The following is a 17,263-nucleotide window of genomic DNA, read 5'->3' as shown; positions in this document are numbered from 1 at the left end:
ATATAAATAATAAGCCCGAAGATGTAATCTTCGGGCTTATTATTTATATAGAACAACAGGTGAATTATTTCACTTCTTCGAAATCTACATCCTGTACATCATCTGCTCCACCTTGGTTCGCGTCACCTCCGGTGTTAGCTTTACCTGCATCACCTTGTGGTTGTGAGCCGTCTTGAGAAGCTGCGTACATTTCTTCTGAAGCTGCATTCCAGGCATTTTGTAATTCAGCTGAAGCGGTATCAATGTCAGTGAAGTTTCTAGCGGCGTAAGCTGCTTTCAACTTTTCTAAGCCTGCATCGATAGGCGCTTTTTTCTCTGCAGAAATTTTGTCACCGTACTCTTTCAGTTGTTTCTCTGTAGAGAAGATTAAAGCATCGGCAGCATTGATTTTATCTGCTTCTTCTTTAATTTTTTGGTCAGCTTCTGCATTTGCCTCCGCCTCTTGTTTCATTTTTTGGATATCTTCTTCGGATAAGCCAGAAGATGCTTCAATACGGATATTTTGCTCTTTGCCAGTTGCCTTATCTTTAGCAGACACTTTGATAATACCATTTGCATCGATATCAAAAATAACCTCAATTTGCGGGATTCCGCGAGGAGCCGGAGGTATGTCCGTCAATTGGAAACGACCCAACGTCCGGTTTTGAGAAGCCATAGGACGCTCGCCTTGCAATACGTGAATTTCTACCGAAGGCTGATTGTCTGATGCCGTAGAGAATGTTTCCGATTTTTTAGTCGGAATAGTGGTATTCGCTTCGATCAATTTTGTCATTACACCACCCATAGTCTCGATACCCAATGAAAGCGGAGTGACATCTAATAACAATACATCTTTTACTTCACCTGTCAATACACCACCTTGGATGGCAGCACCTAACGCAACGACTTCATCAGGGTTAACGCCTTTTGAAGGTTCTTTTCCGAAGAATCCTTTAACTGCATCTACGATTGCAGGAATACGGGTCGATCCACCTACCAAAATGATCTCGTCGATATCTGACGTGCTGTAGCCTGCATTTTTCAATGCTGTACGGCAAGGATCTATCGTGCGTTTGATTAAATCTGCCGCTAAGTTTTCAAATTTAGCACGTGATAATGTACGGACTAAGTGTTTTGGACCTGTCGCGTCAGCTGTAATATATGGTAGATTTATCTCTGTAGAAGACGTACTTGATAATTCAATTTTTGCTTTCTCAGCAGCTTCCTTCAGACGTTGTAATGCCATTGCATCTTTTTTCAGATCAAAACCATTATTTTCGTTTGAAAATTCTTCAGCTAACCAGTTGATAATTACATTATCAAAGTCATCACCACCTAGGTGAGTATCACCATCAGTTGATTTTACTTCGAATACGCCGTCGCCCAACTCTAGTACGGATACATCATGTGTACCACCACCACAGTCAAATACGACAATTTTCATGTCTTTGTTTGCTTTGTCAAGACCATACGCTAAAGCAGCAGCCGTAGGCTCGTTGATGATGCGTTCTACTTTAAGACCTGCAATTTCGCCCGCTTCTTTAGTCGCTTGACGTTGTGCATCATTGAAGTACGCCGGTACCGTGATTACTGCACGACTCACCTCTTGACCTAAATAATCCTCCGCAGTTTTTTTCATTTTCTGAAGTATCATTGCAGATATTTCTTGCGGTGTGTATTTGCGGTCGTCGATTTCTACACGAGGCGTGTTGTTGTCACCTTTAACAATGTTATAAGGAATATGAGAAAGTTCTTTTTGTGCTTCGTTAAAAGAAGTCCCCATGAAACGTTTTATGGAATATATGGTCTTATGTGGATTTGTAATAGCTTGACGCTTAGCTGGGTCACCAACTTTTCGCTCGCCACCATCTACAAAAGCAACAATAGAAGGTGTAGTACGTTTACCTTCGTTGTTAGCTATAACTACCGGTTCGTTACCTTCCATCACAGCAACACATGAATTGGTAGTCCCTAAGTCGATTCCTATAATTTTTGACATATCTTGTATTTTGTTTTTTACTTAATTTAAATAGTTGTTTCGTATATAACAACCCTTATGCCAAGAAGTAAAAACCGCTTTATACAAGAAAATAGGATCCATATTGTCGGAAATATGACATGTTTTTGTGACAAACTGTCATTTTTCTCGTTTGGACAACGTTAGTATATTAGTTGTTCTAATATCAACCGCTTATTCGAGGTATTGTTATCTTCTCTTCCACGCGAGAAAAAGCGGCCGAAGCTCTCCGAAAATTCCGATAGCGGCATACTTTTTATTTTTTTATCTTTCCAATTCGCCGGAACCAGCTCGTTAGAATAGGTTACACCCGTTGCCCAATAGTGAATGTGCATTTCGGGTATTACCAAGCCCATAATCATTCCGGGAAGGCCATGGCTTAACGCCGGCCCAGCAGATACCGGAATCTGGTCTGTGTAGTAAGCGATGAGATATAGTGAATCTGGGGTCGCACCATTCACCCTACGACATTCATACCCAGCAATGGTACGATATTCGTCTGTAAAGCGCCAGGTAATGGGGGATAGCGAATCTTTAAGGACATACTTTTCATCAATTTCAACCTGTATTTCAGCGGTCTGATCCTTTAAGTTTTGATAGAGTACTTTGTTATTTCCTCCCATTCGTCGCGCATTCATGCCCATCCCGCCCCCTGCTCCGCGGTTACCGCCTGGCGACCTTCCGCCGGAGAACCCTGCCGCTGCTCTTCCTGAGGGGCCGCCTCCGGTTTGGTTATTCTCCTGCTCGACTGCTGTCATCAAGCTTTGCTTTTCATCAAAAGTAAGTTCGAAGTATTGCGTAGAAGATTCTGGCATGTTGTCGAGATTGCCGCCCATGCGCATTATGCCTCCTCCGCCTTGCCTTCTTCCCGTGTTGTTACCGGCATCCATGTTTGCCATTAGGTCCCGTATCCGTGCTCGGGTGTACGTAATCTTTTCGAATGATATTTTGCCCTGCGTTGCAAAATATGCGTACTGTGCCTCTGCATCATATATAAAGAATAAGGCTAGTAGTATGAATAATATCCTAGTCATTTTTTTTACCTAAATTTTTGTTAAAATCCCATTTTAACCCAACAAGTATGTATTGTGTTAATATAAGTTGCCTTGATTCGGTGAAATCCGTGTCAGAAATGCTTCTGTTGACATTGTTGAACGTATTGAAGATGTCAAATGCTTTAACGCTAGCGACCAAGCTTTCGTTCTTTAATAGTTTTTTGCTCAACTCTACATTCGCGTAAAATTGATGTATGGATTGCGGGTAGAGCTTAGTTGGTCCTTCGTACGAATAGTTGACATTGGTCGTTGCCTGGAATTTCCATGGGAAAAAATACTTGATGTAGCCAGCGCTGCTGCCTGTCATATTGGTGTAGTTCAGATCCGACCGTAAACTATTAAGCTGGTTGTTTACTCCAATCCGGGCATTCACCTCAAAATCGAATCCCTTAGAATTTTGTTCATTCAAGCCCACACCGATGTTTCCGTTGGTGTTTTGAAGATTATTAAGTTCGAATGACCCAGATTCTGAATTTTCTATAAAGCTGAAACTATTCTGATAGTTAAGGCTCGAGAATATATTAAACTGTACCTGCTTGTTAAACATAGGCTTGTTGAAATTTCCATTCACACTAGCACGCCAGGTCGATCTGTCGCTTATGTTGACATATGAGCTTCTTGTTACGTTGGTTTCCCTGTCAATCTGTAGCTGGTTGATAATTGGGTTGACGACAAAGCCAATATCACCATTTAGGTTAAGATTTGTACCCCTTAGGAGGCTAATCGTATTGTAATTTAACCTGAAATTATTGTTTGTTGCTCTTTCCAGGTCAGGGTTCCCGATCGGTATAAATAATTCGTTGCGTCGGGGTTGCGTGGGCTGTAGCTGCTCGAAAGAAGGAATAGTATTGCTATTCTGATAAGAGACCCGCAAGTTTTTTCTGGTAGAAAGTCGATAGTTGATGTCCATATTGAAGCTATTATCCCAGAAACTTCGCGATAGGTCTACATCGCGGTAAGTGTCTTCCAAATTTTGATTTTTATAAAGCGTTTTGTTCGACACATTGATGTTAAGCAATTCATGGTTAAAGTTCATCGTTGCATTAATGCCTTGGTTGGTCGAAAAATCATGTTGGCGCTGCGAATAATTGAGATCGAGGTCCGATGGGGAGCCGTTGGCGTCTAGATCAAAAGCATCAAGGAAATTCTTCCTATTCGAGTTCGAAAAGCTATATCCCAATGAATAATTAATCTGTTCGCTCAAGCGATTACCAAAGTTAGCCTCAGTGGAGAAATTGTTCGAAAAATTATCCCCCAATCGTCTTTGGTTGATGTTTGTTTGTATACTGTCGACAAAAGTTGTAGTTTGTTCGTCGGTACGATTTTCGGAGTCGGATTGTGAATAATCATTGCTCACGTGTACATTTAAAGACGCCCCCTTCTTATTTAACCGTTTTCTATAGTTGATGCGAATGTCGTTTGAGTTGCTGTTTGTTTTTGTGTTTTGATCACTAATAAAGCTATTGATGTCATTCCCTTCTTCGCCACGCGTAAAGTTATTGGAACTGTTTCCACTTTCTTGCCGGGATAAACCCGCATTGATACGTACCTCCATGTTCTGGGTGGAGTCGATCCGTATCCGGAACTGGGAACGGACACCATGAGACTGATTGTTGCTCATGGATCGAGAAGAACGTGTAGTTTCTCTTACTTCTCCATTCGACTGGATCTGTTTATTGAAGCTCTCTCTTTCATTGCGGTTGCTATTATCATTTAAATTATAGTTCGCATTTACATTCAACTTTCTGTCAAAAAATTGATTTTCATAGTTTGCACCTACAGAGGTGAAGACAGGTTCCCCCTGGATTTGATTATTCATGCGGAGGTTACCTTCCCTACCCGATGCACCCATATTGTTGGTGTTGGCCGTTACCCCAATGCGTTCTGTTCGGTTGAATTTCGCCGCAAAAAGATTTCCTGCATACAAATTGTCGGTGCCGTACAACGCCTCTAAATTACCAAAAATGCCCTCCCTGGCCTCCTCTTTGAGTACGACATTGACTGTTTGTAATCGTACGCCATCGTCGATGCCGGTAAGTTCGGACTGTTCCGATTTCCGCTCATAGACCTGTACTTTATCTACTGCATCTGCTCGTACGTTTCGAATTGCAATCTTGGGGTCGTAACCAAAGAATTCCTCGCCGTCAATCAGCACTTTCGAAACAGACTTTCCTTGAGCCGTGATCGCACCATCAGCAGATACAGTGAGTCCCGGTAGTCTGCGGAGTAAATCTTCCAGCTTAGCATTCTTTTCCGTCTCAAAACTTCCTGCATCGTATTCAATCGTATCTCCTTTTAAGGTAATAGGTAATTTCTGTCTAACGATTACCTCTTCGATAAGATTGGCTTGCGAACTGATCAGTATGCTTTCCAGATCAAGGTTTTTGTCTTCTATTGTTATTTTTTGAGAATAGACTTCAAATTTAGGATAGGATACCAAGAGAATGTAAGATCCGGGTGCGACACTCTTTATTTGAAATTTCCCGTTTTCATCCGCCCGTACGAAGTACTTCATGATGGAGTCTTGATTTAACAGGACTACTGAGGCATTGGTCAGAGGACCATCATCAGCTTGGTCGGCAATCTTTCCTGAAATGACCACCTGACTTATGGCGTAGTGCCCTAAGAATAAAAATATGAAAAATGCTAAAATTCTTTTCATTAAATTGGTTGATATCTTTCCAAAGATAGAACGAGAAGTATTAAATAGTGTTAAATGAATTGCAACATTTTTATGATTTTTACTTCGATAAGAATCTCTATTTTTACATCAAAATTGGAATAATGACATTTGAAGAATACCTTACTTACTTTGAGGCCATATTGGCAAATCCGACAGATCATCCTACTTATGCAGATCCTGAATATCTCAGCTATACCAAATTGAACTGGTCGAGAATGAACCGTTGGTTGAAGAAATTTGAAGCAAATGCACATACGCGCACCGTTATTAGTGCTATTCAAACGCCACAACGTTGGATTTTGATTACAGAACCTTGGTGTGGTGATGCTGCACACTCCGTTCCGCAGATTTATAACATGGTGAAGGATAATCCACATATACAGTTGGAAATTCAGCTGCGGGATTCTCCACCACTCTTGATTAATGATTACTTGACAAATGGGGGGAAATCTATTCCGAAGCTTGTGGTTCGAAATGCGAACAACCGAGATTTAGCTATTTGGGGCCCGAGACCTGAAAAAGCACATGCTCTTTTTCAATCGATGCAATCTGAAGGGAAATCTTTTGATGAAATAAAAGAAGCCTTGCAAAGATGGTATAATGAAGATAAAGGGCAGGAGACCCAGAATGAGCTTGTTGCGTTATTGTTGACCGGTAACTAGTTATTGATGACTTGTTTTTTGTCGCGTTTTATTACTAAATTGGTGTCATATTAGACTACGGATTATGCATATAGAAGAGCTTCATCAATATTGTCTAGGTAAAACAGGTGTTACCGAAGAATTGCCTTTTGGGCCGGATACGTTGGTATTCAAAGTTGTAGGAAAAGTTTTTTTATTGGTAGGACTGGATCAAATCAATCAACTGTCATTCAATGTCAAATGCGATCCTGTAAACGCTATCGAACTGCGGCAGCAGTATGAACAGACTGTCGTACCGGGGTATCATATGAATAAAAAGCACTGGAATACCGTATATGCAAACCGCGAGCTCGATGATAACATCTTAAAAAAATTGATCGATCACAGTTACGATTTAGTTGTGAAAGCATTGCCTAAAAAAATGAAAGCAGAAATCGAAAAATTTAATTAAATTTAAGAATGAAACTAATCGTCACTTCTGTTCTCATTACTTGTATCCTGTGTGCAAAAGGGCAAAGCCAAGGCGGCCTTATTTTGATCAGCGATCAATTTTCGTTTGCGGAAGGGCCAGCGGTGGATTCCAAAGGAAATATCTATTTCACAGATCAGCCCAATAATAAAATTTGGAAGTATACTTCTGAAGGTAAACTAGACGTGTTTCTAGAATCAGCTGGGCGATCCAATGGGCTGTATATTGATAAAGATGATCATATTATAGCTTGTGCTGATGAGAAAAACGAATTGTGGAGGATTGCTCCCTCGGGCAACGTAGAAGTTTTACTGGATCAATATAACGGAAGAAAATTCAATGGGCCAAACGACGTGTGGATTTCCCCGGCAGGAGGGTGTTATTTTACGGATCCCCATTATCAACGCGAGTACTGGACCCGTAAAGGCAAAGAAATAGAGGAAGAAGCTTTGTATTTATTTCAAGGAGGTATACTCACGCAGGTGGATCCCGATTTCATCAAACCCAACGGAATTGTAGGCACGGCAGATGGACGACTTCTTTATGTCGCCGATATTCGGGCAGATAAGACATATGTATACGATATAGATGAAAAAGGAAATCTTGTTAATAAAAAATTGTTTTGCAATCAGGGTTCCGACGGGATGACCATCGATCAGAAAGGTAATGTATATCTGACGGGAAAAGGCGTGACCATATATAACGTCCAAGGTCAAAAAATACACCATATCGATGTGCCAGCAAATTGGACAGCTAATGTTTGTTTTGGTGGTAAAGAAAAAGAATATCTGTTTATAACCGCATCAGAAAAAATATTCAAGATTTATCCCGATTGGTTATAATAGAACTCGTTTTTACCCCTAAACAATTTACGTAGATATGTAGTAATCGTTATATAATATCTAATAGGTCAAGAGGGTTATGTATGATGTGATCTGCCCCGTTTTCTCTTAGCTCGGCTTCTGTTCTAAAGCCCCAAGTTGCACCCACAGCAATTACACCAGCATATTTTGCAGTTCGCATATCTACTGAGGAATCTCCGACATAATAACAGTTCTCTTTACTGGTATTCAATGTTCTTAGTGTGTCAAAAACGATGTCGGGATCTGGTTTGGCCGGATGGTCATCCCGATGGCCTAAGACAAGATCAAATTGGATAGCTGGGAAATAGTAATCGACAAGATCTAATACCGCTGCGTGATATTTATTAGAGGCTACACTAATCTTAAACCCTTTATTTTTCAATGCATTCAATAATGGAACAATATTTTCGTAAGGTTGTGTTATGTCTTTAGCATGCAGGTTATAATAGGTTGTAAAGTCTGCCTTCAATTTATCGATTGTTTCATTATCTCTAGATGCCATTGGGAGAGCTCGCTCAATTAGCGTTCGTATTCCGTTCCCTACAAACATTTTATAGTCGGCAGTAGGGTGTGTCGGAAAATTATGTATTTTCAACGTGTGATTGCAACTTTCAGCAAGATCGTCTAACGTATTAATCAGCGTCCCATCTAAATCGAAAATAATTAGTTTCATATACAGATTATTCTATCTGATCGATTAAACCCTTAATCGTATTAAGCACACGTGTCCTGTCGGCTTCTGTATTCATATCAATTCCACAGAATGTACTCCCATTCGTGGACGAATGTATAGTAAGGTAATAAATCCCACTTACAATCAATGCCAATAGCGGAGGAACGTCCGTTTTGAAATCTTGTTGGCCTATAAAATCATCGATTATTTTATTTCCGATGTCTTCGCGGTCCCGGGCAATTTTTTTTAATGTTTCATTGCCTTCACTTAACTCCCAGACCAATAGCTGCTTCAGTAGATCACTGTCATAAATAGAGGAGAATTGCTGGGTTAAGATATCTTTGACCGCTTCTTTGTTCATCTCATTCGGAATTTCCAATTTTGATAGCCAAAAATCGTTTCTTCGGAGGAATTCTGTAAGCAGTCCTTCTAGATCTCCAAAATGGAAATAAATTAATTTTTTATCTACGTTTGAAGCCTCACATATAGGAAGTACCTTTAACTCCGTAAACCCCTTTTCCGTAAGTACTTTCTCTACTGCGCTTAATAGCTTTGATTTAGTGATTAAAGATTTTTGTGTTTTTTTGTTCTCAATCATATAATAAAGATATATTAAATTTCTGTTTTAGCATATCAAAACTGTTAAGAGTTTTGTTTAACGGTTCTTTGCTATGGGAGTACGGAAGTTTTTCATGAAGACGGCCGAAGAGATACTGAATTACGAAGTAATTATTCTGATGAAAAAAAAGTAGGGCCGTAGCTATATTGCCGAATGCGATCCCATTCCGCCTTACCCAATTCATCGCGATGCGCTATGATAATCTCCTCCGGTATTTCATAATCCATGCCTTCAGTATACGCAATATACCGGAATGCGTGATGTTTCCATGCCTGAAAAAGTATTCCAGCCGTTAGGTTTGCATAGAAATGGCAATAAAGTGTTTGCTCCAACATTTCGCGGTCATCTGTTTTTATTAAAGGAATCGCTATTTCTTCAAGATACGTGCAAAATTGTATAAATCTCGCTTCTTCCAATTGTTTGTCAAAATAATGAATTACCGTATCTATAAAACTTCTCTCGGGTCTGTCGCTAAAAAGTTGCAGGGTTCCGTGTTTGAGAAGGCAATAGTGTTCTTCATCGGGCTCAGAAGTTTTATTTCCTTTTGCCACCCTAATGTCGACCATTGTTTTCTGCCCTAATAAGGTCATTAAAAACCCAAAGTCTGCCGAGGTCTCTAAAAGTTTACACCCCGTGGCCCGTGATTCACCTTGGTCTGTTGTCGTCTTCTTTTTAAAAGCAACGATCTGCTTTCGTTTAAGCTCGCCTAGGGGTCTTCTGTAGAAACTATTGATATGTAAAAAGACCGTTCCGGAGCAGACTGTTTGTATCGTGCCGAAGCCTTTTTCATTATTGAACCAATTTATAGCTCCTAGTGTCATCTTTTGTTTTCTGTTTGATTAAATAGCGCGTGAAAATAAGCCCTGATTTGGTTGTTTTCGTCGGAGGTATCTTGAAAGGTATGCTGGAATTGTTGTCCTTAAGAAGCGAATGTGTCTTATTTTTATCTGAGGGTTCATTTTTAATAAATTGCGTATCACTCGCTTGTTAATAATTGCATGCTAATACGTGTATTAGCAGTTGATCTCTATGAAAATTTCGGTCAAGGTAGTGAAATTTTCTGTTTTCACCAATAATTTCTGTTTTAGAGATGAGTTTTGAGGTAATCGTAAGAACTAATCGAAGGCGTTAACGGAGAAAAAGAGGGTATAGTATTACCGTTTGTTTTTCTGAACTGAGGTTTTGGCGCTGATGTTACCTTCAAAGGAGTGATCTAGGTTGTGTCGTTAAGAAATTTAGAGCGATTTCAACTAAAATCCCCGGTTTTCGCCGGGGATCTTTTGTTTCGTTCAGAGCATACTTATTTTTTAAGCGCTTCGTCGTATCTTTTGCTTACTTCCTTCCAATTAATTACCGTCCATATTGTAGTTAGGTAATCTGGTCTTTTGTTTTGGTATTTTAGGTAATACGCGTGTTCCCATACATCTATACCCAAGACTGGTGTTCCTTTTGCTTCGACTACATCCATTAGCGGATTATCTTGGTTCGGTGTGGATGAAACGAACAGCTTGCCGTCTTTATCTACAGATAGCCAAGCCCATCCCGAACCAAACCTGCCAGCACCGGCTTTGCTTATTTCTTCCTTCAAGGCATTCAGCGATCCAAATGTTGCTGCAATCGCTTTAGCTAACTTTTCAGAAGGCTGTGTATTCTTTTCCGGAGTTAATATTGTCCAAAAAAGCTCGTGGTTATAATGACCGCCAGCGTTATTTCTCACCGCAGTACTGCTGGAGGAAATCTTGGACAAAATAGTTATTAGATTTTCTTTTTCCAATGGCGTACCCGTTACTGCTTTATTAAGATTAGCGGTATAAGCAGCGCCGTGTTTCGAATAGTGGATTTCCATGGTCTGTGCGTCGATAGCGCCGTCTAATGCGTTGTAAGAATAAGCCAATGGCGCTTGCTTAAATTGTGCCAGGGCTACTTGCCCAGAAATTAGGGCAGCAAAGAAAATTGTGGTTTTGAATAATTTCATGATTTCGACATATGTTTTATAATACGTTATAAAGATAGCGATCCTTAAACCAAAAATTCAAGTACATTTTCTCTTACTTCCAAGACAACGGGATTTTTTAACGGCAATATCAGCTCATCGTCTACATGCATATGTTTACTTTTGCAATCAATGGTTAGCGCTTTCGCTTTAAATGTTTTCCACTTAAATTTTGCCGTCTCATCAGTCATCAGTTTTTTGATGTAGTTCGCAAAATCTTCCCGCTGTTCTTCATCTACGATGACCACATCAAAAAGGCCATCATCTGTTTTGGCTTGCGGAGATAAAATCAGGTTTGGGCCAATGGACTGGATGTTCATCACTTCCAGTAATAGCGATTTACCTTCGTAAATCGTATCATCTGCTTTTATCCAATACGTTGTTGCTTTAGCCGATAAGGTAATGTCATATAGCACTTCGAGTGCTAATTGTAATTCGTCTTTTGCAGTTTTGACCTGGCTTTGATCGACGACATCCATCTTTCGCATTAGTTTCGGGAAAAGACCATACCCCGCGCCTTCGAGAAAGAAATCTATCGTCTCCACATTTTTTATGACACCTACATCAAATCGTTGCAGTTTGCTTTTCTTCCAATCTTTAATATGGCTTTTGTAGTCCAGTTGCGGGTCGATTCCAAGTGTTTTCGATAAATTATTTGCTGTACCCATTGGCAATAGCGCTATAGGTAGTTTTTTTTCCAACGTGTTTCTTTTCACGAGTTCTTTTACTACCCTCCGTACGGTACCGTCGCCGCCAGCCACTACTGCAAAATCCGCCTGATCCAATTGCTGCTTCCAGTTATCTTCTTTTTTAACAGAAAAATAAACACAGCCAAAACCTGCTGCCTCTATAGCTTTAACGAGATCAGACTTTAAATGATCTTCGTCTCCAGCTCCCGGGTTATGTAATAAAATTGCCTGTTGCATAAATAGAATTTATAAATAAACAATTGCTTCAGGACAATTGTTGTATCATATAGAAAATATTTATCTGCGAAAACTATGAGAATTTTAATTACAAACGATGATGGTATTTATAGCCCGGGAATCGCATCTCTTGCAAAAGTGGCTAGAAAATTTGGAGAAGTAAGAGTGGTGGCACCGGATGTAGAACAATCTTCCATGGGACATGCCGTGACACATTCACGACCCTTGAGCTATAAGAAGTCGCCCATAGAGTTTGAGGATATAGAAGCACACCGGGTTAACGGGACGCCAGCCGATTGCGTAGCCATGGGCACACATCTTTGGAAAGGCGTGGATGTCGTGTTATCCGGAATTAATATGGGGCCCAACCTTGGGAATTCTATGTGGCACTCTGGAACATTAGCTGCAGCCAAACAAGCCGTGCTATTCGGTATAAAAGGTATTGCCTTAAGTACACCGGTGGGTAAAACCGAGCCGGATTTCGAGTTCTTAGAACCCTATGTAGAAAAGACACTGGAACTTTTATTACGAGATAAAGAACTTGCTTTATATAATGTTAACTTCCCCCCAAATCCGACAGATATTGTGTGGACTAGGCAATCTGTTCGGTTGTATGATGGTACTATTATACCAGGTACGGATCCTATGGGTAGAAAACACTACTGGTTTACCGTCTCACCATTAGAGCCCGCAGATGAAGGTACTGATCGTTGGGCAGTAGAAAATAATATGGTTTCTATTACACCCTTACGTCTTGATCTTACTCACGAGGCAACCTTAATGGAGAAATTAGCAGATAAATAAGCGGATACTGCTGAATTGCTAATTTACTTGGCTCAACTTACCACAAGCTCGATTCTAGACAGTGAAAGTGGTCGAATAAATCAGGAGCGGCATTACGTGTTTTTCTTGTTTTTTACGTATTCTTTTGGCGAGCATCCCATGGTTTCCTTAAAGACCTTGCTCAGGTACTGTGATGTCGTAAATCCACTTTGATACGCAACTTCTGCTACCGAAAATTGACCGGTCTCCAAGAGTTGTGCAGCTCGTTTGATACGTATTTTTTTAACAAAGTCGATCGGCGAAAGCCCCACTATCGCTTTTATCTTCCGATAAAATACAGGCCTACTCATGTTCATCGCCGAAGCTAGATCATCTATCTTAAAGTCCGTATTCTGTATATTCTGTTCAATGTCTTGGATCACACTTGTGATAAACTCGTCGTCGTAATGCGTAATTTTCGGCGTAGAGGGTTTCCATTCGTCTGCAAATCGATGTTGTATATCGACGTTCGGATTGGAGAGATAATGCTGGTGTAGCAATTGGCGCTGCTTTACTAATGCAGCAATTTTAGTTTTCAGATACATTGCATTAAAGGGTTTGGTGATGTAATCGTCTGCCCCATACTCAATACCCTTGATTTGGTCTTCTATGGAAGACTTGGCCGTCAATAAAATCACCGGGATATGCGAAGTATTTCGATTTTTTTTGACCGCTTCCAAATACGCAACACCATCCATCTGGGGCATCATAATATCACTGATCACAATATCTGGTAATTCTGTTAACGTTATTTCCAAACCTTCCTGGCCATTTGCTGCTTCTAACACTTTATACGCGGTGTCGAGTATACTTTTCATAAATTGACGCAGCTCATCGTTATCTTCAATCACCAGAATACAGGTTTCTACACGCTCTTCCAGTATCCCACTTGTCGTTGTTTCTGGCGTCTCGTCTACGACAACAACGTCATTCACTATACATTCAACATTGGTGTCGTTAGCGAAAGCTTCTAACGTAACAGGAAGCCGAACAGTAAAAGTACTTCCCACGCCTTTTTTACTTTGCACATCGACACTGCCGTGCATTAAGTTAACGAGTTCGTCGACTAAGGCGAGCCCGATGCCAGAAGAGATACTTGGATCAGCATCATTTTGGGTTTCAAATCGTTCAAATAATGGTTTGGCCTTGCGTACATTAAACCCTGAACCCTCGTCGCGCACCCGAATGAGGAGTTCTTTTTTGTCAATCTTAACGGTCAACGCTATACGGCGATCAGTGGGGGTGTATTTAAATGCGTTCGAAAGTAGATTGAACAAGATCTTTTCTACTTTATCTGTATCCGTAAATATCGTTTGCGCCTGCAGATCGCTGTATAACGTATAGTCGATCTGTTTTTTTTTGGCTATCGTTGAAAAGCTGTCGTAAACTTTGTCAATCAGCATGCGAATATCGGTTTGTTCTAGATAGACCTTCATTTTATTGTGCTGTATCTTTCGAAAGTCCAAGATTTGATTGATCAATTTAAGCATCCGATCCGTATGCTGCTTGGCGGTACGCATGTATTCCTTTCCAGCTTGGGTAAGCGGTTCATAGCGCAATACCTCTTCGATGGGGTTGGTAATCAAGGTCAATGGCGTACGTAGCTCGTGCGAAATATCCGTAAAGAACTTTAATTTCATACCGGTCAATTCGTGTTCGATGTCTACTTGCCGGCGCAGATGCAGAATATGTGTTACGATTCGTACGGCCACAAATGCAAACAGCAAAAATACACCGATGTAAATCATCCATGCATAACCGGTCTCCCAAAAGGTCGGCGTAACATGTATCAATAAAGTGGTCGTATTCTCTACCCATACACCATCGCTGTTGGTCGATTTTACTTCCAGTACATGCCGGCCCGCTGCAAGCCCTACAAAACTTGCCGAACGACTTTTATTGATGTAGACCCAACTGCTGTCCGCACTTCTTAAGCGATAGGCATATTTGATGGCTGCCGAGTTGGCGTAGTCCAGTGCGGCAAAGGAGACAGTGACGTTCCGCTCCTCTTTTGCAAGCACAAACGGACTGTGGTCTCCTAATTTTCGCTCTTCTTGCGTATCTTCTAGCTGTATGCTAGCATACGTAAAAACAATAGGAGGTACAAAGGTGCTCCGTTCGATCTGATCGGTTAGTAAGCGCAATGCGCCATTTGTTGAACCGAAAATAAGGTTTCCAGTCGCATCGATAATAGGTGCGGCTGTGGTAATGACTGGCGATAAACGGAGGTTATCCTTGTTAAAGTGGTCAAAGATTTTTGTTGCAGCATTGAAACGGCTAAAAGCATTGACCGACGCGACCCAAATAAACCCTTTATTGTCCTCTATCACAGCCAGTGACAGATCAGAGGCCAAGCCATTGGTCTGGTTTATATTACGAAAACGAATTTTGTCTGAAAGCAGTTCGGGTGAATCAGCAGTAATGTCAATTCCACCACTGAACGTGGAGATATAGATATTTTGCTTCTTGTCCTGAAAAATATGTATAATCTCATTGTTGCTCAGGCAATCCGAGCGATCTGCTGTCGAGAAATTATGAAAAAAGCTAATCTCCTCGGGCCTGCCAAATGCGTCGGAGAAGGTCAGCAATCCGTTGCTCGTGCCTATGAGGAATGTGCCTTTTGCCGACTGATAGACGTAACGTATTTTACCGCAATGACGAACAGGATAATTTTTTAGGCTATTGCCCGCATGTACAAAACGAATTTGGCCCTCTGTACCTTCTTCAACCAGATTCAGTCCACCTTCGTAGCATCCAATCCAGATCCGTTTCTGTTTGTCTTGCAGCATAGAAAATACCGAGGGAGAAGCGAGGCTATACGGGTCGCTTGTGCGTGTATACTGTGTCACCCGGTAGGCGCGCTCATTCGTCTCTTGCAAAACAAACAAACCGTGTTCGCGTGTCCCAAGCCACATACGGTCACTATCATCCTGTAGGAAGCAATAGGCTCGCGCCCCGAACACTTCATTTTTGTCGGGTACGATGCGGCCGTTACGCGCTAGATTGCCAATGTAGGCACCCCTATCGGTATAAAGTTCAATCTTTCCATTTGCCTTACCAATCCAGAGTCGGCTGTACTTATCCTTTCCGACGGCCCTTACTTCTTCTTGTGGCGTAACACTGATATTGTCATATGCCGCTTTTTCGAATGTGATATAATCAAAACCCTCGAGTGTAGATATCCAGATGTTTTTGTGGCTGTCTACCAGATAATCGCGTCCCGATACCGCGTAATGGCTCGGATTGCCGGAAAGATCATGGTGAGAAGCGAGCTCTAATTTATTACTGTCTTTATTATAGTGGCTCAGTATCCCTTCGTTAAATAATATCCATATCTCTCCATATTCATCTTCGTGGATGAAAAATGCTATACTCGGTGTCAGCTTTTTATCCGAAAAGTCTGGGTAATCCAGTATGTTTTTCTGCTCATTTTTGGAGTCGTAGCAAACGATTTTGCCGCCAGAAGCAAATACCCACAATCTGCCGTAGCTGTCGTAGTGAACCTTTTCCGAAGTGATAAATTCTTGCTGATCGGGTGGCGAAAAAGAACGGTACTTTTTTTCTACTGTATCGTATATCAGTATCTGATTAGCCGTGATGATCGCGAACTTGTTATCTGTCAATTTTTTCAGACGGTATATTGCATCAAGGGCTTTGGGAAGTTGTAGGGAGGTAAGTTTGCCATTACTGTAACTTGCCAAGTATCCATTTTGGGAGGCCAAATAAACTGTTCCATCCACTTCAACATGATGATGAAAAGGTATATTGCTGTTGACTTTTTTTGTGCCTTGGATAACAATACCCTTTTCGGTCAAGATCCATTCATCGCCTTCGCTATCCAAGAAGATGTCGTGTACGGTGCTCCCTAGGTAAGGATGGTCGGTGTGACCGAAAATGCGTACGCTATTTGACTTTTTATAATTTCGGTCATCTATCCGATACAGTTCTTTGCTCTGGGCGATAATCCAGGTGATGCCGTTATCTAGACATAGGATGCGGTCCACCAATGGATGCTGCTTTTCGATGAATACATTTTCAAAGATGTCCTGTTCCGTATTGAAAAGAAAAACTTGCCCACCGTAGGTATGTACCCATAAGTTGCCAACGGAATTTACCTGAAGTCCTTCGATACGGTTGTTGTTGAGTTTTACCTTATCTGTAGGGTAGGATTTAAAATTACGAAATGTATAGCCATCGAATCTGTCGATTCCATTCCATGTACCGATCCACATACGTCCTTTTTTATCTTGAACGATATTTTTCGTTCGGGAGTAAGACAGTCCCTCATTCATGCCGTAATGTTTGAGCGTAAAGGAGCCTTTGCTCTGCCCGAACAAACCATTAACCAGAAACAATAGTATAACGAGGGCAACTTGTTTTTTCATGGACATGGGCTTACTACACACAAACATAAAATAAAAATCCTGCTTTTTGTAGAAAGCATCGGTAAGATGGATAGTCCCCATATCGGTAACTATATCCTTCCGAGTAGGATCGATCCAAAGAAGCGCCCTCGCATATCT

13 protein-coding genes are annotated in these 17,263 nt (G+C 41.1%); 4 read left to right on the top strand and 9 right to left on the bottom strand.

Annotated features, from left to right (window positions below; translation table 11 throughout):
* Window positions 1–64 precede the first annotated feature (64 nt).
* The 3 genes from dnaK to C4F40_RS18645 form a co-directional block, all read right to left on the bottom strand.
* Window positions 65–1,978, bottom strand: coding sequence for a molecular chaperone DnaK (gene dnaK, locus C4F40_RS18655; protein ID WP_196940936.1), 1,914 nt, complete (start codon window positions 1,976–1,978; stop codon window positions 65–67).
* 161 nt (window positions 1,979–2,139) lie between these two features.
* Window positions 2,140–3,030 (bottom strand): GLPGLI family protein, encoded by an 891-nt coding sequence (locus C4F40_RS18650; protein WP_196940935.1) that lies wholly within the window; start codon window positions 3,028–3,030, stop codon window positions 2,140–2,142.
* Complete coding sequence (locus C4F40_RS18645; RefSeq protein WP_196940934.1) at window positions 3,023–5,713, bottom strand: outer membrane beta-barrel protein; 2,691 nt, start codon at window positions 5,711–5,713, stop codon at window positions 3,023–3,025. The genes C4F40_RS18650 and C4F40_RS18645 overlap by 8 nt, the downstream gene beginning before the upstream one ends.
* Window positions 5,714–5,835: 122 nt before the next feature.
* Here C4F40_RS18645 and C4F40_RS18640 point away from each other — a divergent pair, with 122 nt between their 5' ends.
* The 3 genes from C4F40_RS18640 (at window position 5,836) to C4F40_RS18630 (ending at window position 7,686) form a co-directional block, all read left to right on the top strand.
* Window positions 5,836–6,396 carry a thioredoxin family protein gene (locus C4F40_RS18640; RefSeq protein ID WP_196940933.1) on the top strand — a complete coding sequence of 187 codons (561 nt, stop codon included), beginning with the start codon at window positions 5,836–5,838 and terminating at the stop codon, window positions 6,394–6,396.
* A 64-nt stretch (window positions 6,397–6,460) separates the two neighbouring features.
* Window positions 6,461–6,826, top strand: a complete 366-nt coding sequence (locus C4F40_RS18635) for an MmcQ/YjbR family DNA-binding protein (protein ID WP_196940932.1) — start codon at window positions 6,461–6,463, stop codon at window positions 6,824–6,826.
* 8 nt (window positions 6,827–6,834) lie between these two features.
* A complete protein-coding gene (locus C4F40_RS18630; RefSeq protein WP_196940931.1) occupies window positions 6,835–7,686 on the top strand; it encodes an SMP-30/gluconolactonase/LRE family protein in 852 nt (283 codons plus the stop codon).
* Between the two features lie 49 nt (window positions 7,687–7,735).
* Here the strand turns inward: C4F40_RS18630 and C4F40_RS18625 are convergent, their stop codons facing one another.
* The 5 genes from C4F40_RS18625 to C4F40_RS18605 form a co-directional block, all read right to left on the bottom strand.
* Window positions 7,736–8,380, bottom strand: coding sequence for an HAD family hydrolase (locus C4F40_RS18625; protein ID WP_196940930.1), 645 nt, complete (start codon window positions 8,378–8,380; stop codon window positions 7,736–7,738).
* Between the two features lie 7 nt (window positions 8,381–8,387).
* Window positions 8,388–8,978, bottom strand: coding sequence for a TetR/AcrR family transcriptional regulator (locus C4F40_RS18620; protein ID WP_196940929.1), 591 nt, complete (start codon window positions 8,976–8,978; stop codon window positions 8,388–8,390).
* 131 nt (window positions 8,979–9,109) lie between these two features.
* Window positions 9,110–9,820, bottom strand: a complete 711-nt coding sequence (locus C4F40_RS18615) for a cold-shock protein (RefSeq protein WP_196940928.1) — start codon at window positions 9,818–9,820, stop codon at window positions 9,110–9,112.
* 479 nt (window positions 9,821–10,299) lie between these two features.
* Window positions 10,300–10,974, bottom strand: a complete 675-nt coding sequence (locus C4F40_RS18610; protein WP_270049220.1) for a superoxide dismutase — start codon at window positions 10,972–10,974, stop codon at window positions 10,300–10,302.
* Between the two features lie 44 nt (window positions 10,975–11,018).
* Window positions 11,019–11,918: a diacylglycerol/lipid kinase family protein gene (locus C4F40_RS18605; RefSeq protein ID WP_196940927.1), complete on the bottom strand. Its 900-nt coding sequence runs from the start codon at window positions 11,916–11,918 to the stop codon at window positions 11,019–11,021.
* A gap of 75 nt (window positions 11,919–11,993) precedes the next feature.
* On the opposite strand from C4F40_RS18605, the gene surE reads away from it, so the two are divergent.
* A complete protein-coding gene (gene surE, locus C4F40_RS18600; RefSeq protein WP_196940926.1) occupies window positions 11,994–12,722 on the top strand; it encodes a 5'/3'-nucleotidase SurE in 729 nt (242 codons plus the stop codon).
* A 92-nt stretch (window positions 12,723–12,814) separates the two neighbouring features.
* On the opposite strand, the gene C4F40_RS18595 is transcribed toward surE, so the two are convergent.
* Window positions 12,815–17,125 (bottom strand): hybrid sensor histidine kinase/response regulator transcription factor, encoded by a 4,311-nt coding sequence (locus C4F40_RS18595; RefSeq protein WP_196940925.1) that lies wholly within the window; start codon window positions 17,123–17,125, stop codon window positions 12,815–12,817.
* Window positions 17,126–17,263 lie beyond the last annotated feature (138 nt).

The organism is Sphingobacterium pedocola, assembly GCF_015209965.1.
GTDB classification, from domain to species: domain Bacteria; phylum Bacteroidota; class Bacteroidia; order Sphingobacteriales; family Sphingobacteriaceae; genus Sphingobacterium; species Sphingobacterium pedocola.
This window is presented reverse-complemented; position numbering and strand designations above follow the sequence as displayed.